Here is a 22,616-nt window from a genome sequence, read left to right as displayed (position 1 = left end):
CGTGAACAACGGATTCTTTGGTCGACCGTCAGCGCCCTGAAAGGGTCTGGAATCGCGGTGACCGAAATTCCCACGTTCATGTGCTGCCGATGGGCCGGCCCGTTTTACGCACCGCCTCCCGAACGCTGCTCTCTTCGGCGACGACCGTATCGCCGGTCACCCTCGTTCTCGGTGTCACCATCGGTCGGCGCAGGGGGGCGATGTCATGGTGACACTCGGTTCGATCCGATCCGGCTAGGGATTCCTCCGGACCACTGAGCCCTTGGCCGTTCAGAGATTCTCTCCGCCCGGGGTGACCTGTTCGATCGGGGTGCTGTGGAGACGCGACGGTTTGTTCCAGGCTTGAGGCGGCACGTACTGCCCGGCGCTGAGGTCGGGCACCACGCGGTTGGGTGATGTCACTGCTGCGTCGACCATGCGGCAGAGGGCCTCGAGGACGGCCTGCACTTCTTCGGGTGTGGCGTGCCCCCTTCGGATGCGGAGGTCTTCTTGCAGGCGGGCTCTGACGAACGCGATGTCCATGAGGTGCTTCTTTCTTGAGCTTTCCTCGTTCACAGGGGCGTGATGCTGTGTTTCCGCGCCGGGTTGGCCGTCTGCTTCTTCGCGTACAGGGTGGTGAATGCCTCGATCACGATCTGACGGGTGGAGCGTGGATCGATGACATCGTCGACGTAGCCGAGTTCGGCGGTGAGCAACGGGTGCATCAGCTGCTCGCGGTATCGGTCGGAGGCCTCGGCGCGGGCGGTTCCGGGGTCGTCGGCGGAGCGGATCTGCTCACGGAAGACGACTTCGGCCGCTCCTTCCGCGCCCATGACGGCCACTTCGTTGGTGGGCCACGCGTAGGAGAGGTCACATCCGATGGAAGGTGAGTCCATGACGATGTAGGCGCCGCCGTAGGCCTTACGGATGATGATCTGGACGCGGGGGACAGTGGCGGCACAGTAGGCGTGCAGGAGTTTTGCACCGTGTCGGATGACGCCGCCGCGTTCCTGGTCGGGACCGGGCAGGAAGCCGGGGACATCGACCAGGGTGAGCAGGGGGATGTTGAAGGCGTCGCACATCGCCACGAAGCGCGCCGCCTTCTGTGAGGCGTTGATGTCCAGGACACCGGCGAGGTGCAGAGGCTGGTTGGCGATGATGCCGACCGTGGCGCCGGCGAAACGGGCCAGTCCGCACAGGACATTGGGAGCCCAGTGTTCATGAACCTGGAGAAAGTCGGCGTCGTCGACGATTTCCTCGATCACCTTGAGCATGTCGTAGCTGCTGTTGCGGTCCGTGGGCACGAGTTGGAGGAGGGAGTCGCCGGGCCGGTCGATCGGGTCCTCGCAGCGGTACTCCGGTGGCGGAGTCTGGTTGTTGTACGGAATGAAGGAGATCAGCCGGCGTACCTCGCCCAGGCAGGCTTCCTCATCGGCGTGAACGAACTGTGCCAGCCCGGAAACGCCGGCGTGCATGTCCGCGCCGCCGAGGTCCTCGCTGCTGACGTCCTCGCCCGTGACGGTCTTGACCACACCCGGGCCGGTGAGGAACATCTGCCCCACCTTGCGGACCATGAAGACGGCGTCGGTCAGCGCGGGTGAGTAGGCGGCGCCGCCTGCGCACGGGCCGAGGATGACGCTGATCTGAGGGATGACGCCGGAGGCGCGGACGTTGCGCCGAAAGATCCCACCGTAGCCGTTCAGGGCCGCGACACCTTCCTGGATGCGTGCCCCTGCTCCATCGTTGAGGCTGATCAGTGGGGCGCCGGCGGCTTCGGCGAGGTCCATTACGCGATGGATCTTCGATGCGTGGGTCGCGCCGAGGGAGCCGCCCATGATGCGGAAATCGCTGGCGTAGGCATAGACGGTGCGTCCGTAGACGGTTCCCCAGCCGGTGATGACACCGTCGGAGGGCGGTCTGTGGTCTTCCAGTCCGAAGCCGGTGGCGGTGTGGCGTCGAAGGGCCTGGATCTCCCGGAAGGAACCTGAGTCGAAGAGCAGGTCGAGACGCTGGTGAGCCGTCAGTTTCCCGCGCTCGTGCTGGCGTCGGGTGGCATCCCTGTGCACGTGGTGGGCGGCTGCCTTGGCTTCGGCCACCGCGGTGCAGCGTTCGGCCATGTCGGGAGAGAGGATCGAGGGGACCGGTGCGGGTTCGCCCGAGTTCGCCTTCGTCATGGTGAGGGGCCCTTCCGGTAGCCGTCTCTTGGGAGCGGTTGGTCGGTGCGCACCGGAACGTGGTGCGGACCAACGGAGGTGTCCGGCCAGGGACGAGGGGTTGCCGACTGCCGCGGCCTGGGGGACTTCGGAGACGAGGCACTGTCATTTCGGGGGTGGAGGAGATGGCGGCGGCGGCACTCCTCTCGACTGTCCGGCAGAAACCCGAACACGTCCACAGTGCGTGCATGAATGTGGGAGCGCGGAGGGCGCGCGATGCTGTGGCCTTCACGCCCGCGCACGAGTGCCTGTGGTCAGGGGCAGCAGCGCGGCTGTACGCGCGCGTGTGGCGTGGGCCGTCGTGTGTTTCGACGTGTGAACCCGGGGCACTCAGGGGCGTCAGTGATCAAATGAGTGGTACTGCCGCCGCGCGTGTCGCCCCGTGCGCCGGGTCGGCCGCTTCACCGTCCGGGACGAGGCAGGTGCGGCCGAACCAGCCCAGCGTGGCGCTGATGCCCGCCGCCACCACACCCAGGACGATGTTGCGTACGTCGTCAGTCATGGGCGCGCATGCCGGCGGTCGTCCGCGTACTCGTGCTCGGCGGACCGGGAGAGGACGGGGCGCGACGGGCGTCCACCCCGCTCGCCCGCGCTTCCCGTGTGCTCCTGACGCGGCCATGACGATCAACTAAGCTGCCCGAACGGCTCTCCCTGGAGGTGCGGATGCGTCGCCCTGTCGCACGGAATCTGACGGTCCTGGCGGTCTCGGCCGCCGTGGTGGTGTCGGTGGGGGCGGCCGCGCCGCCCACGCCGAAGAGCGGGCCGGCCGACCGGAAGACCCCGGTGGCGGTCGGATACGGCGGCGCGGTCGCCAGCGTCGACCGGGACGCCTCCGCCGCCGGTATCGAGGTACTCCGCAAGGGCGGCAACGCCGTCGACGCCGCCGTGGCCACCGCGGCCGCGCTCGGCGTCTCCGAGCCCTACTCCGCCGGGATCGGAGGCGGCGGCTACTTCGTCTACTACGACGCCAGGTCCCGCACCGTGCGCACCATCGACGGCCGTGAGACCGCGCCGCTCACCGCCGACGAGAAGCTCTTCACGGAGGACGGCAAGCCGCTCGCCTTCGCCGACGCCGTCACCAGCGGCCTGGCCGTGGGTACGCCGGGAACCCCGGCCACCTGGCAGGCCGCGCTCGACCGGTGGGGCAGCCGGAAGCTCTCCACCGTGCTCGAACCCGCCGAACGGCTCGCCCGGCACGGCTTCACCGTCGACGAGACCTTCCGCTCCCAGACCGCCTCCAACGAGCAGCGGTTCCGCTCCTTCCCCGACACCGCCGAGCTGTTCCTGCCGGGCGGCGAACTCCCGGTCGTGGGCTCCACGTTCAAGAACCCCGACCTGGCGCGTACGTACCGGGAGCTGGGCCGCAAGGGCGTCGGCGCGATCTACCACGGCGAACTCGGCGAGGACATCGTCGACACCGTCAACAACCCGCCCGTGGACCCGGCCTCCGGCTGGAACGCCCGCCCCGGCGACCTGTCCGCCAGGGACCTAGCGGCCTACGAGGCCAAGTTCCAGGCGCCGACCAGGACCTCGTACCGCGGCCTCGACGTGTACTCCATCGCACCGTCCTCCTCCGGCGGCACCACCGTCGGCGAGGCCCTCAACATCCTGGAGCGCACCGACCTCTCCGCCGCGGACCGGGCCGGCTACCTGCACCGCTACATCGAGGCCAGCCGCATCGCCTTCGCCGACCGCGGCCGCTGGGTCGGGGACCCGGCCTTCGAGGACGTACCGGCGAAGGAGCTGCTGTCACAGCGGTACGCCGACTCGCGCGCGTGCCTGATCAGGGACGACGCGGTGCTCACCAGCCCGCTCGCCCCCGGCGACCCGAGGCACCCGGGCCGCTGCGGGGACGGCGGCACGGCCGCGCCCACGACGTACGAGGGCGAGAACACCACGCACCTCACCGCGGCGGACAAGTGGGGCAACGTCGTCGCCTACACGCTCACCATCGAGCAGACCGGCGGCAGCGGCATCACCGTGCCCGGGCGGGGGTTCCTGCTCAACAACGAGCTGACGGACTTCTCCTTCGCCCCGGCCGACCCGGCCGTGCACGACCCGAACCTGCCCGGTCCCGGCAAGCGCCCGCGCTCCTCCATCGCGCCGACGATCGTCCTGGACCGCCATCACAAGCCCGTCGTGGCCCTCGGCTCGCCCGGCGGTGCCACCATCATCACCACCGTGCTCCAGACCCTCACCCAGTTCCTCGACCGCGGGCTCCCGCTCGTCGACGCGATCGCCGCGCCGCGCGCCAGTCAGCGCAACGCCGCCCAGACGGAGCTGGAACCCGGTCTCTACGACAGCGCCCTGCGGACGGAGCTTGAAGCCCTCGGGCACTCCTTCAAGCCGAACCCCGAGATCGGCGCCGCGACCGCCGTGCAGCGCCTGGCCGACGGCAAGTGGCTGGCCGCCGCCGAGAAGGTACGGCGCGGCGGCGGCTCGGCCATGGTGGCCGACCCGGTGCGCCGGAGGTAGTCACAGTTCGGGGACGGGCCGCTCCGGCGTCCGGAACGCCAGCCGCCCGTCCTCGACGTCGACCGTCACCCGGCCGCCCTCGGCGACACGGCCGTCCAGCAGCAGCCGGGAGAGCTGGTTGTCGACCTCGCGCTGGATGGTGCGGCGCAGCGGGCGGGCGCCGTACTCGGGCTGGTAGCCGCGCTCGGCGAGCCAGTCCACGGCCGCGTCGGTGAAGTCCACGGTGATGCCCTGCGCGTGCACCATGCGCCGCGTCTGCTCGAGCAGCAGGTTGGTGATCTGCCGCAGCTGCTCGCCGCTGAGCTGGCGGAAGACCACGATCTCGTCGACGCGGTTGAGGAACTCGGGCCGGAAGTGCTCGCGCAGCGGGCGCAGCACCTGCTCGCGCCGGGCCTCCTCGTCCGCCTCCGCACCGCCCGAGCCGAACCCGATGCCGGCGCCGCGCCGGGTGATCACGTCGGAGCCCAGGTTGCTGGTCATCACGACGACCGCGTTGGAGAAGTCCACCGTCCGCCCCTGCGAGTCGGTCAGCCGCCCGTCGTCCAGGACCTGCAGCAGGATGTTGAAGACGTCCGGGTGCGCCTTCTCCACCTCGTCCAGGAGCAGCAGCGAGTACGGGTGGCGGCGCACCACCTCGGTCAGCTGGCCGGCCTCCTCGTGCCCGACGTAGCCGGGCGGGGCGCCGACCAGGCGGCTGACGGTGTGGCGCTCCTGGTACTCGCTCATGTCGAGGCGGACCATCCGGTCCTCGCTGCCGAACAGCGCCTCGGCCAGCGCCCGGGCCAGCTCGGTCTTGCCGACGCCGGTCGGGCCGAGGAAGAGGAAGCTGCCGATGGGCCGGTCGGGGCTGGACAGCCCGGCACGCGAGCGCAGCACCGCGTCGGAGACGACCCGCACCGCCTCGTCCTGGCCGACCACCCGCTCGTGCAGGTGGGACTCCAGACCCAGCAGGCGGTCCTTCTCCTCCTGGGTGAGGCTGCTGACCGGGATGCCGGTCTGCCGGGAGACCACCTCGGCGATGGACTCGGTGCCCACGACCAGCTTCAGCCCCTCGTCGGCCTCGCCGTCACCGGTGGCCTCGGTGATCCGCTGCTTCAGCTCCACGATCCGGTCGCGCAGCTGCGTCGCCTGCTCGTACTGCTCGTCCGCGACGGCCTGGTCCTTGTCCCGGACCAGCTGGTCGACCTCCCGCTCCAGCGCCCGTACGTCGGTGCCCTTGGTGCGCGACTGGAGCCGCACCCGGGCGCCCGCCTGGTCGATCAGGTCGATCGCCTTGTCGGGCAGCCGCCGGTCGGTGAGGTAGCGGTCGGACATCTCGACGGCCGCCACCAGCGCCTCGTCGGTGTACCGGACCTGGTGGTGGGCCTCGTACCGGTCGCGCAGGCCGCGCAGGATCTCGATCGCGTCGGCGGGACTGGGCTCGGGCACCAGGATGGGCTGGAAGCGGCGGGCGAGGGCCGCGTCCTTCTCGATCCTGCGGTACTCCTCCAGCGTGGTGGCGCCCACGATGTGCAGCTCACCGCGGGCCAGGGCCGGCTTGAGGATGTTCCCGGCGTCCATCGAACCGCCCTCGCCGCCCCCGCCGGCGCCGACGACGGTGTGCAGCTCGTCGATGAAGATGATCAGTTGGTCGGAGTGGGCGCGGATCTCGCCCACGATGTTGTTCATCCGCTCCTCGAAGTCGCCCCGGTAGCGGGTGCCCGCGACCACGCCGGTCAGGTCGAGGGCGACCACCCGCCGTCCGAGCAGGACGTCGGGCACGTCGCCGTCGGTGATGCGCTGCGCCAGCCCTTCCACCACGGCGGTCTTGCCGACGCCGGCGTCACCGATCAGGACGGGGTTGTTCTTGCCGCGCCGGGAGAGCACTTCGACGGTCTGCTCGATCTCCTCCTCACGCCCGATCACCGGGTCGATCCGGCCCTGCTGGGCCAGGTCGGTGAGGTCGCGGCCGTACTTGTCGAGGGTCGGCGTGTTCGTGGCCCTGGCGCTCTCGGTGCGGCCCTTGGCGGCCTCCGGCGACTCCGTGGGCATGGCGGAGGGCGCGAAGCGGGCGGCGTTCAGGATGTGCCCGGCGGCCGAGTCCGGGTTGGCGGCCAGGGCGCTGAGCACGTGCTCGGGGCCGATGTAACCGGTGCCGGTGGAGCGGGCCAGCTCGTGCGCGTCCAGCAGGGCGCGCTTGACGGCCGGGGTGAGCGAGAGCGAGGTGGGGGGCGGGACCTCGCCCGGCGGGTGCTGCACCGGGCCGGTCCGCTCGTCGATCTGCGACGCCAGCGAGTCGGGGTCGGCCCCGGCCCGGCTGAGCAGTCCCCGGGTCGGCTCGGTGGAGAGCGCGGCCCGCAGCAGGTGCTCGGTGTCCAGGTCGCGGCTGCCGTGCTCGGCGGCGTACTGGGCGGCGCCGCGCACGAGCTCCCGGGCGGGCTGGCTGAGCAGTCGGCCGATGTCGATCTGCCGGGGCCTGGGCCCGCCGAAGAAGCGTGCCAGGAACTCCGCGAACGGGTCGCCCTCCGGGCCCATGTAGCCGCTGCCGCTGGTCATCGTGTACGGACCTCCGCTGCATCGCTGATCGACGTGCCGGGGCCGGGTAACCCGGACGGGGCGCGGTCATGCCCAACATGACACGTTCTGTTCCGGTGGGCATGCCGGGGAGCCGGGAGCGCGGAGGCTCTGCCGGGCGGGCACCGGACGGCCGCCCGGCGAGCACCGGTGGTCGGTGAGCCGTCGCTCAGGGGCAGGGGAGGGGTACCCCGCGGCTCAGAGGCCGTCCCGCGAGGTCAGGACCCGCGGGCCGCTCTCCGTGATCGCCACGGTGTGCTCCACGTGCGCCGCCCGGGAGCCGTCGTTGGTGCGCAGGGTCCACCCGTCGGGAGCCGCGTGGTAGTCGTCCCGGCCACCGGCGATCAGCATGGGCTCGATGGCGAGGACCATGCCGTGCCGCAGCGGGAGCCCGCGCCCCGGGCGGCCCTCGTTGGGCACCCCCGGGTCCTCGTGCATGTGCCGGCCGATGCCGTGGCCGCCGAAGTCGTCCATGATCCCGTACCCGGCCGACCGGCACACCGTGCCGATGGCGTGGGCGATGTCGCCGACGCGGTTGCCGACGACGGCCGCCTCGATGCCCGCCGCCAGGGCCCGCTCCGCGGTCTCGATCAGCACCAGGTCGGCCGGGCGCGGGGTGCCCACGACGAAGCTGAGCGCCGAATCGCCCGCCCAGCCTTCCAGGAGGGCGCCGCAGTCGATGGAGACCAGGTCCCCGTCGCGCAGCCGGTAGCCGTCCGGGACGCCGTGCACGATCGCGTCGTTCACCGAGGCGCAGATGACACCCGGAAAGGGCGTCGGCGCGAAGGAGGGCCGGTACCCGAGGAACGGCGAGCCCGCGCCCGCCTCCCGCAGCACCTCGTGCGCCACCGCGTCCAGCTCCAGCAGGGACACCCCCACGTCCGCCGCCCGCCGTACCGCGGTCAGGGCCCGTGCGACGACCTGGCCGGCCGCGTGCATGGCGTCGATCGATGAGTCCGTCTTCAGTTCCACCATGCCAATTACTATACCGGTATTTGAATTGGGTCCTTCCCTCGGGTGCGGTATTAGAATGACGCCATGGTGCGCACACCCCTGACCCCCGAAGAGCGTGAGCGCGGCGAGCAGCTCGGCCGCCTGCTCCGTGCGGCCCGCGGCGGGCGGAGCATGACGGCCGTCGCCGCCGAGGCCGGCATCTCCGCCGAGACGCTGCGCAAGATCGAGACCGGCCGGGCGCCCACTCCGGCGTTCTTCACCGTGGCCGCGCTGGCCGGCGCGCTGGGCCTGTCCATGGACGAGCTGGTGGGGAGGTGTGCGCCCCTGCCGGCCTGATCCGCCCGGCGCTCACCCACAGGGGTGCGAAACGTGATCGACACCGCGCCTTGACGACGATGGTCTTGGCAAGCCCGTACGGCCAGGCTTACGTTCGTCCCTCTACGGCCTGTTCTACGGGCGTAGAGGCTCTGACGTCGTGTCGAAGGAGCAGCTCATGGCCAACGTCGTACGTGCCGCTCTCGTCCAGGCCACCTGGACCGGCGACACCGAGTCCATGGTGGCGAAACACGAGGAGCACGCCCGTGAGGCCGCCCGGCGCGGTGCCCAGGTCATCGGGTTCCAGGAGGTCTTCAACGCCCCCTACTTCTGCCAGGTCCAGGACCCCGAGCACTACCGCTGGGCCGAACCGGTGCCCGACGGCCCCACCACCCGCCGTATGCAGGCGCTGGCCCGCGAGACGGGCATGGTGATCGTCGTCCCCGTCTTCGAGGTCGAGCAGTCCGGCTTCTACTACAACACCGCGGCCGTGATCGACGCCGACGGCACGGTCCTCGGCACGTACCGCAAGCACCACATCCCCCAGGTCAAGGGCTTCTGGGAGAAGTTCTACTTCCGCCCCGGCAACCTGGGCTGGCCGGTCTTCGACACCGCCGTCGGCAAGGTCGGCGTCTACATCTGCTACGACCGCCACTTCCCCGAGGGCTGGCGCCAGCTCGGCCTCGGCGGCGCCCAGCTCGTGTACAACCCCTCGGCCACCCACCGCGGCCTCTCCGCCCACCTGTGGCAGCTCGAACAGCCCGCCGCGGCCGTCGCCAACGAGTACTTCGTCGCCGCCATCAACCGCGTCGGCGTCGAGGAGTACGGGGACAACGACTTCTACGGGACCTCGTACTTCGTGGACCCGCGCGGACAGTTCGTCGGGGAGACGGCCAGCGACACCGAGGAGGAACTCGTCGTCCGTGACCTGGACTTCGGCCTCATCGAGGAGGTCCGGCAGCAATGGGCCTTCTACCGCGACCGCCGCCCCGACGCCTACGAGGGGCTGGTGCGGCCGTGAACCGTGACCTCTTCGCCCGCCACCGCGCCGTCCTGCCCGACTGGCTCGCCCTCTACTACGAGGACCCGCTGGAGATCACCCACGGCGAGGGCCGGCACGTCTGGGACGCCGCCGGCAACAAGTACCTGGACTTCTTCGGCGGCATCCTCACCACCATGACCGCGCACGCCCTGCCCGAGGTGACCAAGGCCGTCGCCGAGCAGGCCGGGCGGATCAACCACTCCTCGACGCTCTACCTGAACCGGCCCATGGTCGAGCTCGCCGAGCGCGTCGCCCATGTCTCCGGCATCCCCGACGCCCGCGTCTTCTTCACCACCTCCGGCACCGAGGCCAACGACACCGCGCTGCTGCTCGCCACGGCGTACCGCCGCAGCAACGCGATCCTGGCGATGCGCAACAGCTACCACGGCCGCTCCTTCAGCGCCGTCGGCATCACCGGCAACCGCGGCTGGTCCCCCACCTCGCTGTCCCCGCTGCAGACCCTCTACGTCCACGGCGGCGTCCGCACCCGCGGCCCCTACGCCCACCTGGACGACCGGGACTTCGTCGACGCCTGCGTCGCCGACCTGGAGGACCTCCTCGGCCACACCCGGACCCCCGCCGCGCTGATCGCCGAACCCGTCCAGGGCGTCGGCGGGTTCACCTCCCCGCCGGACGGCCTGTACGCCGCGTTCCGCGAGGTGCTGCACGAGCGGGGCATCCTGTGGATCGCCGACGAGGTGCAGACCGGCTGGGGCCGCACCGGCGAGCACTTCTGGGGCTGGCAGGCCCACGGCAGGAACGGGCCGCCCGACATCGTGACCTTCGCCAAGGGCATCGGCAACGGCATGTCGATCGGCGGCGTCATCGCCCGCGCCGAGATCATGAACTGCCTGGACGCCAACAGCATCTCCACCTTCGGCGGCACCCAGGTCACCATGGCCGCGGGCCTCGCCAACCTCAACCACCTCCTGGAACACGACCTCCAGGGCAACGCCCGGCGCGTCGGCGGACTGCTCATCGAACGGCTGCGCGCCGTCGCCGCCCAGGTGCCGCACGTGCGCGAGGTGCGCGGACGGGGGCTGATGATCGGCGTCGAGCTGACCCTGCCCGGCACCGACGAGGCAGCCCCCGAGGCGGCGACCGCCGTCCTGGAGGAGGCACGCGCCGGCGGGCTGCTCATCGGCAAGGGCGGCGGCCACAGCACCAGCGTCCTGCGCATCGCCCCACCGATGTCCCTCACCGTCGCCGAGGCCGAGGAGGGCGCCGCGATCCTCGAACGCGCCCTGCGGAGCATCTGAGCACCGCGCACCGCGTCCCGGACCAGGAGGCGCCGCCATGACCACCACCTCGCAGACCTCGGCCGCACAGCCCCGGGAGCCCGCACTGTCGGTCCGTCAGGTCCTCGGCCCGGAGCGGGTGCGGGCCGGACAGCCCGAGGCGGTGGCCGGGGCGCACCGCCTCGACCGGCCCGTGCGCCGGGTGCACGTCGCCGAGGCCGTCGACGTCGGCGTGACGCTCAGCGGGCAAGGCGCCGAGAACGTCCTCAACCCTTCGGCCACCTCGCGCGGCCGGAGACCGAACTCGTCGTCCGGGACCTCGGCACGGGCAAGCAGCGCGAGGTCCGCGACCGCCGGCAGTTCCGCGACCGCGCTCCGGGCGCCTACACCCCGCTGACCGCGCCCTGACCCACCGGGGAACCCCGACAGGAGGGAACAGCAGCATGAGCAGCCGTACCGTCATCCGCGGCGGCCTCGTCGTCACCGCGTCCGACGAGATGCACGCCGACGTCCTGGTGGAGAACGGCCGAGTCGCCGCCCTCGCCGCCACCGGCACCCCGGCGGCCGAGGCGTTCGGCGCCGAACGGGTGGTGGACGCGCGCGGCAAGTACGTCATCCCGGGCGGCGTCGACGGGCACACCCACATGGAGATGCCCTTCGGCGGCACCTACGCCGCCGACACCTTCGAGACCGGCACCCGCGCCGCCGCCTGGGGCGGCACGACCACCATCGTCGACTTCGCCATCCAGAGCGTCGGCCACTCCCTGCGCGAGGGGCTCGACGCCTGGCACGCCAAGGCCGAGGGCAACTGCGCGATCGACTACGGGTTCCACATGATCGTCTCCGACGTGAACCAGGAGACGCTCAAGGAGATGGACCTGCTGGTGGAGGAAGGGGTGACCTCCTTCAAGCAGTTCATGGCCTACCCCGGCGTCTTCTACTCCGACGACGGCCAGATCCTGCGCGCCATGCAGCGCGCCGCCGGCAACGGCGGCCTGATCATGATGCACGCCGAGAACGGCATCGCCATCGACGTCCTCGTCGAGCAGGCCCTCGCCCGCGGCGAGACCGACCCCCGCTTCCACGGCGAGGTCCGCAAGGCCCTCCTTGAAGCCGAGGCCACCCACCGCGCCATCCGGCTCGCCCAGGTCGCCGGCGCGCCGCTGTACGTCGTGCACGTCTCCGCGACGGAGGCGGTCGCCGAACTGACCCGGGCCCGCGACGAGGGGCTGCCCGTCTTCGGCGAGACCTGCCCCCAGTACCTGTTCCTGTCCACCGACAACCTCGCCGAGCCCGGCTTCGAGGGAGCCAAGTACGTGTGCAGCACCCCGCTCAGGCCCCGGGAACACCAGGCGGCCCTGTGGCGGGGACTGCGCACCAACGACCTCCAGGTGGTCTCCACCGACCACTGCCCCTTCTGCTTCAGCGGACAGAAGGAACTGGGCCGCGGCGACTTCTCGAAGATCCCCAACGGCATGCCGGGCGTCGAGAACCGCATGGACCTGCTCCACCAGGCCGTCGTCGACGGCCGCATCAGCCGCCGCCGCTGGATCGAGATCGCCTGCGCCACCCCGGCCCGCACGTTCGGCCTCTACCCGAAGAAGGGCACCATCGCCCCCGGCGCGGACGCGGACATCGTCGTCTACGACCCGCACGCCGAGCAGGTCGTCTCCGCCGAGACCCACCACATGAACGTCGACTACTCGGCGTACGAGGGCCGGCGGATCACCGGCCGGGTGGAGACCGTGCTCTCGCGCGGTGAACCGGTCATCACCGAGCGGGAGTACACCGGACGCAAGGGCCACGGCGTCTACACCCCGCGCGCCACCTGTCAGTACCTGAACTAGGAGCGGTGCCCATGGACTTCGGACTCGTCCTGCAGACCGACCCCCCGGCCTCCCGCGTCGTGGACCTGATGAAACGGGCCGAGCGCAACGGCTTCAGCCACGGCTGGACCTTCGACTCCGCCGTGCTGTGGCAGGAACCGTTCGTCATCTACAGCCAGGTCCTGGCCCACACCAGCACCCTGAAGATCGGCCCGATGGTCACCAACCCGGGCACCCGTACCTGGGAGGTGACCGCCTCCACCTTCGCCACCCTCAACGACATGTTCGGCAACCGCACCGTCTGCGGCATCGGCCGCGGCGACTCCGCGATGCGGGTCGCGGGACGCAAGCCCAACACCCTGGCGCGGATGAGCGAAGCCATCAAGGTCATCCGGGCGCTCGGCAGGGGAGAGGAGGCCGACCTCGGCGGCGGCACCGTCGTCCGGTTCCCGTGGATCAGGCCCGGCGCCGAAGTCCCCGTGTGGATGGCCGCGTACGGTCCCAAGGCCCTCAGAATGACCGGCGAGGAGGCCGACGGCTTCATCCTCCAGCTCGCCGACCTCTACCTCACCGAGTACATGGTCAAGGCCGTCCGGGACGCCGCCCGGGCCGCCGGACGCGACCCGTCCGAGGTGACCGTCTGCGTCGCCGCCCCGGCGTACGTCACCGCCGACGACTCGCCCGAGGCCCTCGCCCACGCCCGCGAGCAGTGCCGCTGGTTCGGCGGCATGGTCGGCAACCACGTCGCCGACCTGGTCGCCAAGTACGGCGCCCACACCGGCGCCGTACCCGACGAACTCACCGACTACATCAAGGCCCGCGAGGGTTACGACTACGCCCACCACGGACGCAGCGGCAACCCCGACACCCGGTTCGTGCCGGACGAGATCGTCGACCGGTTCTGCCTGATCGGCCCGGTCGAGAAGCACATCGAGAAGCTGACCGCCCTGCGCGCCCTCGGCGTCGACCAGTTCGCGCTGTACGACATGCACGACGCGCAGGAAGCCGTGATCGACGTCTACGGCACCGAGGTCATCCCGGCCCTCGACGCCTGACTCCCTCCCAGGCCCGCCCCACGCCCGGGGCGGGCCGCAGGGCGCACCCGCGCACCCCCCATCGGCACCACCCGCACGGCCTCTCCCGTCCTCCGCATGATTGGCCTGCCCATGACCGACACCGCGCCCACGGCCATACCGCCGTCCAGCCAAGTCACCCTCCCCGACGGGCGCGTGGAGCTCGCCCCGGGTTCCCCGCCGCCGAGCGGCCCCTACGCCAACGAGGACCTGCTCCCCGTCCCCGTGGCGGGACGCACCTGGACCACGTACAACTTCTCGGCGCTGTGGGTCGGCATGGCCCACAACACCGCCTCCTGGACCCTCGCCTCCGGTCTCGTCGCGGTCGGCATGGACTGGAAGCAGGCCGTGTTCACCATCGCCCTGGCCAACCTGATCGTGCTCGCGCCCATGCTGCTCACCGGTCACGCCGGGCCCAAGTACGGCATCCCCTTCCCGGTGTTCGCCCGCGCCTCCTTCGGCATCCGGGGCGCCAACCTGCCCGCCGTCGTACGGGCGCTGGTCGCCTGCGGCTGGTTCGGCATCCAGACCTGGATCGGCGGCGAGGCCATCTACTTCCTGGCCGGCAAGCTGATCGGCGACGGCTGGACCGGCGCCGCGACGGTCGGCGGCCACGCCTGGACCATGTGGCTCTCGTTCGCCGTCTTCTGGGTCCTCCAGGTCGCCATCATCCACCGCGGCATGCAGACCATCCGCCGCTTCGAGAACTGGGCGGCGCCCTTCGTCCTCGTCGGCGCCTTCGTGATGCTGTGGTGGATGGCCGACAAGGCGGGAGGCCTCGGCCCGCTCTTCGACCAGCCGTCGAAGCTGGGCTGGGGCGGCGAGTTCTGGAAGCTGTTCTGGCCGTCCCTGATGGGCATGATCGGCTTCTGGTCCACGCTGTCCCTCAACATCCCGGACTTCACCCGCTACGGAAAGAGCCAGAAGGCCCAGACCCGCGGCCAGGCCCTCGGTCTGCCGACCACGATGACGCTGTTCGCCTTCCTCTCCGTGATGGTCACCTCCGGCTCCCAGGCGGTGTACGGCGAACCGATCTGGGACCCGGTACAGCTCGCCGCGAAGACGGACAACGTCGTGGGCCTGCTCTTCGCCCTCGTCACCGTCCTGGTGGCGACCCTGTCCGTGAACATCGCGGCCAACCTGGTCTCACCCGCCTTCGACTTCTCCAACGTCGCCCCGCGCAAGGTGAGTTTCCGGACCGGCGCGCTCATCACGGCCGTGCTGGCCGTGCTGATCTTCCCGTGGAAGCTGTACTCCGACCCGCAGGGCTACATCTTCACCTGGCTCGGCCTGGTCGGCGGCCTGCTCGGCACGGTGGCCGGCATCCTCGTCGCCGACTACTGGATCCTGCGCCGCGCCCGGCTGCACCTCGTCGACCTGTACCGCAGGGGCGGACGCTACTGGTACCGGGGCGGATGGAACTGGCGGGCCGTGGCCGCCTTCGCCGTCGGCGGTGTCCTGGCCGTCGGCGGCGCCGACTTCCACCCGCTGGTCGACGGCCGGCCCGTACCGTTCCTCGAACCGCTGGCCGACTACGGCTGGGCGGTGGGCCTCGGCACGTCCCTGCTCCTCTACGTGGCCCTGACGCTGCTCCCCGCCACCCGGCCCGGCACCGCGCTGGACAGTCCGACCGCTCGGCCCTAGCTGTATCGACCACGAGCGTTGCCGGAGAGGTACGGCAACTGTCCCCCCACGCGGTGCTTGGGCTGTCCTCCAGGCGGGCCCGCGCTGGCCAGCGGGCGGGAGGAGCCGGGGAGTTGCCGCTCCAGCGTGGGCCGCCGCGACCCGCTGCCGCGGCGTCGGGGCTCCGGCCCGGATCACTGAGTGGAGACCTTGTGGACGATGGTGTCGTCGGGGTTCAGCCGTTGCGCGTCCGCAGACATCACTTCCAGCGGGCGGAGACGCCGTCCCTGCCGGCGGTCGACCAACTGTGAGTGGGGTTCGCCGGGAGCGAAGAAATTCTGTTCACCCCACTGCCGCAGCGCCACGATCACGGGGAAGAGCGCCTTGCCCTTCGGAGTCAGTACGTACTCGCGGTAGGCGCTGCCGTCCGAGGCGGGGACGGTTTCGAGGACACCGCCGGCGACCAGCGTGCGCAGTCGCGTGGCGAGGATGTTCTTCGCCACGCCCAGGCTGCGCTGGAACTCCCCGAAGCGCCGGCTTCCGTCGAAGGCGTCCCGCACGATCAGCAGGGACCACCAGTCGCCGATCGCGTCCACCGACCGGGCGACGGGACATTCGCTGTCGTCGAAGCGCGTCCTGGTCACCATGGCGTCCCTCTCTCACGATGGTTGCAACATGCTACCGAAATAGTTACCGTCACTGATGGTAGCAAGTTAAAACCAGATATGCGGAGGAGTGCTGATGCCCGGCACAGGTGAGGCTGTGACACGACGGTCCCAGGCCCGAAGCGGGGAAGGTGCCGCGTTCGTCCTGTCTCGTGGCGTCGTCATGTTGTTCGCCGCCGCCTGTGGGGCCGCAGTGGCCAACGTCTATTTCTCCCAGCCGCTCCTGGTGACCATGGGCCACGACCTCGCCATGAGCCCGGCGCTTGTCGGCAGCGTGGTCACCCTCACGCAGATCGGATACGGGCTGGGACTCTTCTTCCTCGTGCCGCTCGGCGACGTGGCCGACCGCAGACGGCTCATCGTGGCCCAGTTGCTGCTCCTCGTGGTGGCCCTGGCCGTGGTGGCTGCCGCCCGCACGGCAGCGATCCTGCTCGCGGGCATGGCCGCGGTGGGGCTTCTCGCGGTCGTCACACAGACTCTGGTGGCCTTCGCCGCATCGCTGGCCACTCCCGCCGAGCGCGGACGCGTCGTCGGTCTGGTCACCAGCGGCGTGGTCATCGGAATTCTGCTTGCCCGCACCGCATCCGGACTCCTGGCCGATCTCGCGGGCTGGCGCTCCGTCTACCTCGCCTCGGCGGCGCTCACCGCGCTGCTCGCCCTGGTCCTGTGCCGAGTGCTGCCGCGCCGCAGTGACACTGAGCAGACAGCCCTGCGCTACGGGCAGCTCCTGCACTCCACGATCACCCTGTTCGCACGGGAACGACTACTACGGCTCCGGGCCCTGTTGGGACTGCTGATCTTCGCCGCCTTCAGCACTCTGTGGAGCAGCATCGCACTGCCCCTCAGCGAGGCCCCGTACTTCCTGTCCCACAGCGCGATCGGGGCACTGGGGCTGATCGGTGTCGCCGGCGCCCTGGCCGCGACCATGGCGGGCCGCCTGAACGACCGCGGACTCTCCGGGCGGACCACCGGCATCGGCCTGGCACTTCTTGCCGCCTCGTGGCTGCCCTTGGCCTTCACCCGCAGTTCACTCTGGGCCCTGTTCGTCGGAGTGATCCTTCTCGACCTCGCCGTGCAGGCGGTTCATGTCACCAACCAGACCCTGATCCACGCGCTGCGGCCGGACGCGGGCAGCCGACTGATCGGCGGATACATGGTCTTCTACTCGATAGGAAGCGCCACCGGCGCCATCGCCGCGACCTTCCTCTACACGCTGGCCGGCTGGGGCGCCGTGTGCGCACTGGGTGCCGCGTTCAGCTGCCTCGGACTTGCGCTGTGGGCCTTTGCTCAGCGCAGCACCCCGGATGCCGCTGCCGAGGCTGCCTCTCGCAGTGACGACCTGCGCCCCACGTGAGCGATGCGGCAAGCGCTTGACGGACTGCCTCGAACCGGGCACTGGAGGCGCGCCCGGTGCCCTGCGGAGCCGGCTGTCCGGCCGCCGCGCAGGCCACGGCCTTCAACTTCGTCCGGTCCGCCCAGGCTTGCCGGCGGTGGTCGCGGCCCTCACCTCGTCGCGCTCTTGTGCGCCGGCTTCCGCTTCGAAGACGGCCGCGTCGTCGAACGCCCTCGGAGCCGCGGTCTCACCGATCGAGAAGGTGGCACCGGGGGCGGCGTAGTCCACGGGACCGTCGAACCGGGCCGAGGCGCGTGCCACCGCCTGCTGGGGCGTGAGGAAGCGGCCGACGTGGGTGACGATCAGCCGGTCAGCCCGGGCGGCGCGGGCCGTGTCACCGGCGTCCTCGGGTGTGTGGTGCACCTGTTCGCCCTCGGGCGGGACCTGCGTGCTCTCGGCCTCGCACAGGAGGACGTCGCACTCCTCGGCCAACTCTGTGAGGCTGGGGCACGGCGCCGTGTCCCCGGAATAGACCAACGACCGGTTCCCGGCCTCGACGCGCACGCGAAGGCCGAAATGGCATGGGCCACTGCCCGGCTGGTCAAAGTGAGCGTGCCGACGTGGACCTGGTGCCCGTCGTGCAGTTCGCGGACCCAGAATGCCGATTCGACCGGGCTGCGGGTCGAAGTATTGGTGAGGAAGTGGGCGAGCCGGTCGGCGATGCCCGGCGGCCCGTACAGTGGGATGGGCGCGGCGAGTTGGACGTCCGCGAAGAGCACACCGTAGTAAGCGGTGAGCAGGTCCGTGCTGTGATCGGCGTGCAGGTGCGAGATCCAGATCGCGTCCAGCTCGTCCAGCCGGACATGCCGCTGCAACTGGGCCAGCGTCCCGCTGCCGGCATCCATCCAGACCCGGGTGTCGCCGCGGGACACCAGGTAGCAAGCGGACGGCGGGCCAGCCTGCAGTGCGTGCCGCGTCGGTGTTGGCCGCGCTGTCGTCGACGAAGAGCACGCCGCCGAGGCCGACGGCCAGGTGTTGAGGGCTCATGTGGTGACCTCCCGCGCCGCGGCACGTATTTCCTCGAGCAGGACGCTCAGATCACCCTTCGTGGTGCCCGGGTGGAGGACACAGGCGCGCAGGGCCGCCGCATCCGCGATCCGCGTGCCGGTGACGAAGGCGCGCCCCCGGCGCAGCACGGCGGCCGGGATCCCCTCGTTCAGTGTCTCCACGCGGTCCGCGTCGAGGTACGGAGGGCAGTGACGGAACGCCGTGATGGAAGTGACCGCCGGAGCGAGCAGCTCGAAGTCGTCGGAGGCTTCGATCAACTCGGCGAGCGTGCGGGCGAGCCTGGTGGTGTGCTGTACCAGATGAACGATGCCCTCCCGGCCGAGGTGAGCGACCGTGGCCCATACCCGCAGCGCCCGGAAGGGGCGGGTCTGTTCGGGGCCGTACTCGGAGAACCAACCCAGCTCTCCGGCCTCCTCGTCGCGCAGGTAGGGGGGAACCAGGCTGAAGGCGTCGCGCGGGCCGGTCGGTTCACGGAAGAGGATGCAGCCGGCGTCGACGGGGACGCCGAGCCATTTGTGCGGGTCCAGAGCCAGAGAGTCCGCCCGTTCCAGTCCGGCATAGCCGGGGGCGGCGTCGTCGGCGAGGACGCCGAGCGCGCCGTAGGCGCCGTCGATGTGGAACCACAGTCCGTGCTCGCGGGCGATCGCGGCGATGCCGTCCAGAGGGTCTACGGCTCCGGTGTTGACCGTTCCCGCGCTGGCGGCGACGAAGAACGGCCGCACCCCGGCTCGCTGGTCAGCCGCGATCAGGCGACGCAGCTCGCCGGTGTCCATGCGGAAAGCGGAGTCGACCGGGACGATGCGGAGGTACCGCGTGCCCAGGCCGAGCAGTTCCGCCGCCTTGCGCAGGCAGCCGTGGGCCTCGGCGGACACGTAGAGGGCCATGGGGCGATGACCGTACAGTCCGGTCTCGCGCACATCGTGGCCCTGATCGCGGAACGCCTGATGGCGGGCCGTGGCCAGTGCCACGACGGTGGCCATGGAAGCTCCGCCGGTCAGCAGCCCGGCCCCCGGGGAATGGGGGAATCCAACCAGTTCCGCCAGCCACCGCACGGCGGTGCGCTCCAACAGGGCACCAGAGTGATCCCCTCCCGCGCAGCTGGGATTCATGGCCGCGGCCACGGGGGCCACCATGACGCCGGCGGGGGACGGCGGGGAGTTGACCCAGCCGAAGAACCGGGGATGTCCGTTGCCCATGGGGTAGGGCAGGATCCGGTCACGTACCTCGTCCAGGAGGACCGCCAGCGGGCGACCCTCTGCGGGCAGTGGCTGGCGGGTGAGCCATGCGCGGTCCTCTTCGGACACCGGCTGCCGCACCGGCCCCGCGGCCACACCCGTCAGGTGATCGGCTGCGACCTCTGCCGCCGCACGGGCCACTTCCCGGACCTCATGCATCATGTCCTCCCGGCGGACGGTGGGTTCGGACTGCCGAGGCCAGTGTCATAGCCAGGTAGTACACGCACGTTTCGGCCGAGCCGTTGGCGAAGGCGTGCAGGCGGTTGCCGGGGAAATAGGCCGCGTCCCCGGCCCGAAGCTGGTGGGTCACGCCGTCGATCGTCAGTCGTAGACACCCTTGTTCCACTGCTACGTACTCGTGCGATCCCGGCGCGTGCGGAGAGAACTCTCCTGCGTCCACTCCCGGTTCCAGGGTGGTGCGCATGAACTCGAATTCGATGTCCGGCAGGACCGGGGAAAGGATTCGTCGTTCCCACCCGGCGGGGTCCCGCACCACCTGCTGCTGGTCACCGGCCAGGACCACGACATCCGGGCGGACCGGTTCGTCCAGCAGTCGAGCGATCGATGTGCCCAGTGCGGTCGCCAGGCGGTCGAGAACCAGCACGCTCGGCGTTTTCGCGCCGCGTTCCACCTCCGACACCATGCTCCGGCTCACACCGCTCAACTCGGCGAGTTGTTCCAGGCTGATGCTCCGCGCCCGTCGCTCATCTCGGATCCTTGCCCCCAGTTCGGCGATGGACAGGCCGCTGGAAAAAGTGCTGCCGCCACTCATGTCTTCCACTATAGCGGAGGCCCTCCGCTATCGAGTGGGTCGTCAGCCGCGACTGCGAGGTCGGCGCGCTCGACTCGGAAAGGTGATGTCGGGACGGGGGCGTGACGTCGCCGTGGTGATACCCCATGACGGCGCTCGTCAGGTACAGGAAGGTGCTCGATGGCATGTACCGAGGAGACGAACGCCTCCACGGCGGCAGCACTCGGCGAGTCGTGTCCGCCGGTGTCGCACCAGTTTGTGGGTGCCGGCAACACCCGGACCGACGACCGGCTGATCCGGACGAAACCGCCTAGCCGTCCCGCAAGGCGGCCACGGCCTCCTTGGCCGCCTTGATGGCGCCCTTGTTGATCTCGGTGGTGGCGGGGGCCTTCTTCGACTCGAAGTCGCTGCCGTTGTACGTGATCATCACCAGGGCGTTGGAGGCGCGGACCAGGACCGTGCCCTCGCGGGTCTGCTGCTTGTCCTCCGTGGTGAGGTTCACGACCGAGTAGGCGCTGTCGCCCAGCCCCGGGACGTCACCGCCGCCGCTGCGGTCGGCGACGCGCTCCTTGTAGGACTTCTGCGCCGCCTCGTCCGTCCGGAGCACCTCGAAGGAGACGTCGAGCCAGCGGTAGTCGTAGCCCTTGAGCGCGTTCCAGGAACAGGTGCGGCGCACCTTCGTGTCGGTGGACGGGATCTCCTTGCCGGCCGCCTTCGCGCCCGGCACCAGCGAGGTGACCGTCTTGCCGGCCAGGCTCGTGCAGGGCGCCGGAGCGGTGGCGTACGCCTTCGCCGCCGCCGGGGTCGCCGGTGCGGACGCCGATCTGCCGGTGGTGTCGGGCGGCGCCGTCCCGTCCTTCGCGGCCGGTGACGTGTCCGGCCCGGACGACAGCGCCCAGCCCGCCGTGGCGAGCACGGCGACCGGTGCCAGACGGGCGGTCAGGGCGAGCGGCAGAGGAAGGGAACGCACGGCGCACTTCTCGTGGGGGACGGTGCGGAGGGTGCCCGCACGCGGACGGGACGCCAGTCTCACACGAGTCCCCGTGGGGCGGAAGGGCGAACTCGGTCCGTGGCCGCGCGGTGACGCAGGCGTACGGAACCGCCGGCCGGCCGGCGGGGAGGGGCCGCCCCGGGCGGCGCGACGCCGGGAGGGCCACGGCGTCGCCGACGCCCCGGGCGGCAGCCCCTCTACGGCGGAGGCGTCGACCGGACCGGCCGCGGTCGGACGGTCACCGGGTCTCCCGGACGCTGGGGCGGGTTCCGGGGGCGGTCAGGCCGGTCTCGACACGGTCTACCGCGGCGAACGCGCCGTACGCGACGAGGTGCACCAGGCCGTGATCGGTGTGCTCGGGGCGGCGCCACGCGGCGACGTCCGCATCCGTGATCCGGTACGGCGCGAGCGCCGCCATCAGCGCCAGCCGCGCGCCGGGCCGCTCCGCGCGGTCGGGGAACGGGTCCGCCGTCGGCGCCGGGTGCGAGCCGTCCCAGTCACGCAGCGTGGTGCGTACGAGGTCCTGGTCGGAGGCGTCGAGGACACCGGCGCCCGCCGTGGCGGTGGCGCTCAGCGCGGCGTAGGCCGGGCCGACCGGGGTGCCCGCCGCCCACGCCGGTCCCCGGCCGGGGTCGTCCAGCAGGGACAGGGAGGCACCGGGCACGGCGGGTCGGCGCACGGTGCGGGACAGCGACCGGCCCGCCAGGCTCCGTACCGGACGCAGCCGCTGCGCGTCGGCCGGGAGCAGCCTCTCGGTCACCAGGGACGACACGACGCGGTTGATGAAGTGGAAGGCCAGCACGGTGCCGAGGTAGCCGGCGGCCTCCTCGGGCGGGAACGGGAACGGCTCCCGCGCGGCGCCCGGGACACGGGTGCGCCGCGCCCAGTCGAGAACGCGCGCGTGCCGCTCGTCCGCCGGCTCCAGGCCCCGGGCGAGACGCTCGGCCAGAGCGTGGTCGCCGGTGGCGTGAAGCAGCATGACGTGCGCGTCCACGCAGAACCGGCACTTGTTGGCCTGCGACACCCCGAACGCGGCGACCTCCTTGCCGGTCCGGTCGCCCGGGCCGGCGATCAGGGACTCGCGCATCAGCGCCCAGGCCGGGGCGACGAGGGCCGGCGCGGAGGACAGGACGACGAACGGTGCGGGTTCGGGGATGCCGAAGTCCCGCGCGGCCTGCGCGTAGACCTCGGCGACGCGGCCGGTGGCCGCCCTCGGCGGCAGCGGTTCGGTGTGACGGAAGGGTGTGGGCATGGAAGGCATCGTGCGCCGTCGGGGCCCGCG

Annotated in this window: 18 protein-coding genes and 3 pseudogenes; 10 read left to right on the top strand and 11 right to left on the bottom strand. The window is 71.1% G+C overall.

Translation table 11 applies throughout. The annotated features are described in order from the left end of the window. Positions 1–270: 270 nt before the first annotated feature. The 3 genes from EV562_RS26320 to EV562_RS35185 form a co-directional block, all read right to left on the bottom strand. On the bottom strand, positions 271–522 hold the full coding sequence (locus EV562_RS26320; RefSeq protein WP_133889338.1) for a hypothetical protein: 252 nt from the start codon (positions 520–522) through the stop codon (positions 271–273). A gap of 29 nt (positions 523–551) precedes the next feature. Continuing rightward, positions 552–2,153: an acyl-CoA carboxylase subunit beta gene (locus tag EV562_RS26315; RefSeq protein ID WP_243860175.1), complete on the bottom strand. Its 1,602-nt coding sequence runs from the start codon at positions 2,151–2,153 to the stop codon at positions 552–554. Between the two features lie 385 nt (positions 2,154–2,538). Next, complete coding sequence (locus EV562_RS35185; RefSeq protein WP_166661989.1) at positions 2,539–2,694, bottom strand: hypothetical protein; 156 nt, start codon at positions 2,692–2,694, stop codon at positions 2,539–2,541. Positions 2,695–2,855: 161 nt separating this feature from the next. On the opposite strand from EV562_RS35185, the gene ggt reads away from it, so the two are divergent. Beyond that, entirely contained in the window at positions 2,856–4,667 is a 1,812-nt protein-coding gene (gene ggt, locus EV562_RS26310; RefSeq protein ID WP_133889337.1) for a gamma-glutamyltransferase, read from the top strand. Here the strand turns inward: ggt and EV562_RS26305 are convergent, their stop codons facing one another. Further along, on the bottom strand, positions 4,668–7,202 hold the full coding sequence (locus tag EV562_RS26305) for an ATP-dependent Clp protease ATP-binding subunit (protein ID WP_133889336.1): 2,535 nt from the start codon (positions 7,200–7,202) through the stop codon (positions 4,668–4,670). It abuts the gene before it with no gap. Between the two features lie 216 nt (positions 7,203–7,418). Continuing rightward, positions 7,419–8,195 (bottom strand): type I methionyl aminopeptidase, encoded by a 777-nt coding sequence (gene map / locus EV562_RS26300; RefSeq protein WP_133889335.1) that lies wholly within the window; start codon positions 8,193–8,195, stop codon positions 7,419–7,421. A gap of 63 nt (positions 8,196–8,258) precedes the next feature. On the opposite strand from map, the gene EV562_RS26295 reads away from it, so the two are divergent. From EV562_RS26295 to EV562_RS26260, 8 genes and pseudogenes are all read left to right on the top strand, one after another. After that, the gene (locus tag EV562_RS26295; protein WP_133889334.1) at positions 8,259–8,510 is read left to right on the top strand and encodes a helix-turn-helix transcriptional regulator; all 252 of its coding nucleotides are present in this window, start codon (positions 8,259–8,261) and stop codon (positions 8,508–8,510) included. Positions 8,511–8,667: 157 nt separating this feature from the next. After that, positions 8,668–9,510: a nitrilase-related carbon-nitrogen hydrolase gene (locus tag EV562_RS26290; protein WP_133889333.1), complete on the top strand. Its 843-nt coding sequence runs from the start codon at positions 8,668–8,670 to the stop codon at positions 9,508–9,510. Further along, entirely contained in the window at positions 9,507–10,790 is a 1,284-nt protein-coding gene (locus EV562_RS26285) for an aspartate aminotransferase family protein (protein ID WP_133889332.1), read from the top strand. The genes EV562_RS26290 and EV562_RS26285 overlap by 4 nt, the downstream gene beginning before the upstream one ends. Positions 10,791–10,827: 37 nt before the next feature. Next, positions 10,828–11,037, top strand: a pseudogene (locus EV562_RS26280) (PucR family transcriptional regulator); the annotation flags it as partial. 26 nt (positions 11,038–11,063) lie between these two features. Further along, a pseudogene (locus EV562_RS26275) lies at positions 11,064–11,177 on the top strand (acyltransferase); the annotation flags it as partial. A gap of 35 nt (positions 11,178–11,212) precedes the next feature. Then, a complete protein-coding gene (gene hydA / locus EV562_RS26270) occupies positions 11,213–12,616 on the top strand; it encodes a dihydropyrimidinase (RefSeq protein ID WP_133889331.1) in 1,404 nt (467 codons plus the stop codon). An 11-nt stretch (positions 12,617–12,627) separates the two neighbouring features. Continuing rightward, entirely contained in the window at positions 12,628–13,650 is a 1,023-nt protein-coding gene (locus EV562_RS26265) for a TIGR03842 family LLM class F420-dependent oxidoreductase (protein ID WP_133889330.1), read from the top strand. Between the two features lie 111 nt (positions 13,651–13,761). Beyond that, a complete protein-coding gene (locus EV562_RS26260; protein WP_133889329.1) occupies positions 13,762–15,312 on the top strand; it encodes an NCS1 family nucleobase:cation symporter-1 in 1,551 nt (516 codons plus the stop codon). 173 nt (positions 15,313–15,485) lie between these two features. On the opposite strand, the gene EV562_RS26255 is transcribed toward EV562_RS26260, so the two are convergent. Beyond that, a complete protein-coding gene (locus EV562_RS26255) occupies positions 15,486–15,938 on the bottom strand; it encodes a helix-turn-helix domain-containing protein (RefSeq protein ID WP_133889328.1) in 453 nt (150 codons plus the stop codon). Between the two features lie 94 nt (positions 15,939–16,032). Here EV562_RS26255 and EV562_RS26250 point away from each other — a divergent pair, with 94 nt between their 5' ends. Next, the gene (locus tag EV562_RS26250; protein WP_133889327.1) at positions 16,033–17,310 is read left to right on the top strand and encodes an MFS transporter; all 1,278 of its coding nucleotides are present in this window, start codon (positions 16,033–16,035) and stop codon (positions 17,308–17,310) included. A 231-nt stretch (positions 17,311–17,541) separates the two neighbouring features. Here EV562_RS26250 and EV562_RS26245 read toward each other — a convergent pair. The 5 genes and pseudogenes from EV562_RS26245 to EV562_RS26225 all read right to left on the bottom strand — a co-directional run. Beyond that, a pseudogene (locus EV562_RS26245) lies at positions 17,542–18,194 on the bottom strand (MBL fold metallo-hydrolase); the annotation flags it as partial. Positions 18,195–18,332: 138 nt separating this feature from the next. Further along, a complete protein-coding gene (locus EV562_RS26240; RefSeq protein WP_208298425.1) occupies positions 18,333–19,754 on the bottom strand; it encodes a pyridoxal-dependent decarboxylase in 1,422 nt (473 codons plus the stop codon). Beyond that, on the bottom strand, positions 19,744–20,364 hold the full coding sequence (locus tag EV562_RS26235; RefSeq protein ID WP_133889326.1) for an XRE family transcriptional regulator: 621 nt from the start codon (positions 20,362–20,364) through the stop codon (positions 19,744–19,746). Before EV562_RS26235 ends, EV562_RS26240 begins: the two co-directional genes overlap by 11 nt. Before the next feature lie 289 nt (positions 20,365–20,653). Further along, positions 20,654–21,313 (bottom strand): hypothetical protein, encoded by a 660-nt coding sequence (locus EV562_RS26230; protein ID WP_133889325.1) that lies wholly within the window; start codon positions 21,311–21,313, stop codon positions 20,654–20,656. 259 nt (positions 21,314–21,572) lie between these two features. After that, positions 21,573–22,586: a carboxymuconolactone decarboxylase family protein gene (locus EV562_RS26225; RefSeq protein ID WP_133889324.1), complete on the bottom strand. Its 1,014-nt coding sequence runs from the start codon at positions 22,584–22,586 to the stop codon at positions 21,573–21,575. Positions 22,587–22,616: the final 30 nt, after the last annotated feature.

The organism is Streptomyces sp. BK208 (assembly GCF_004364245.1).
In the GTDB taxonomy this organism is placed as follows: domain Bacteria; phylum Actinomycetota; class Actinomycetes; order Streptomycetales; family Streptomycetaceae; genus Streptomyces.
This window is presented reverse-complemented; position numbering and strand designations above follow the sequence as displayed.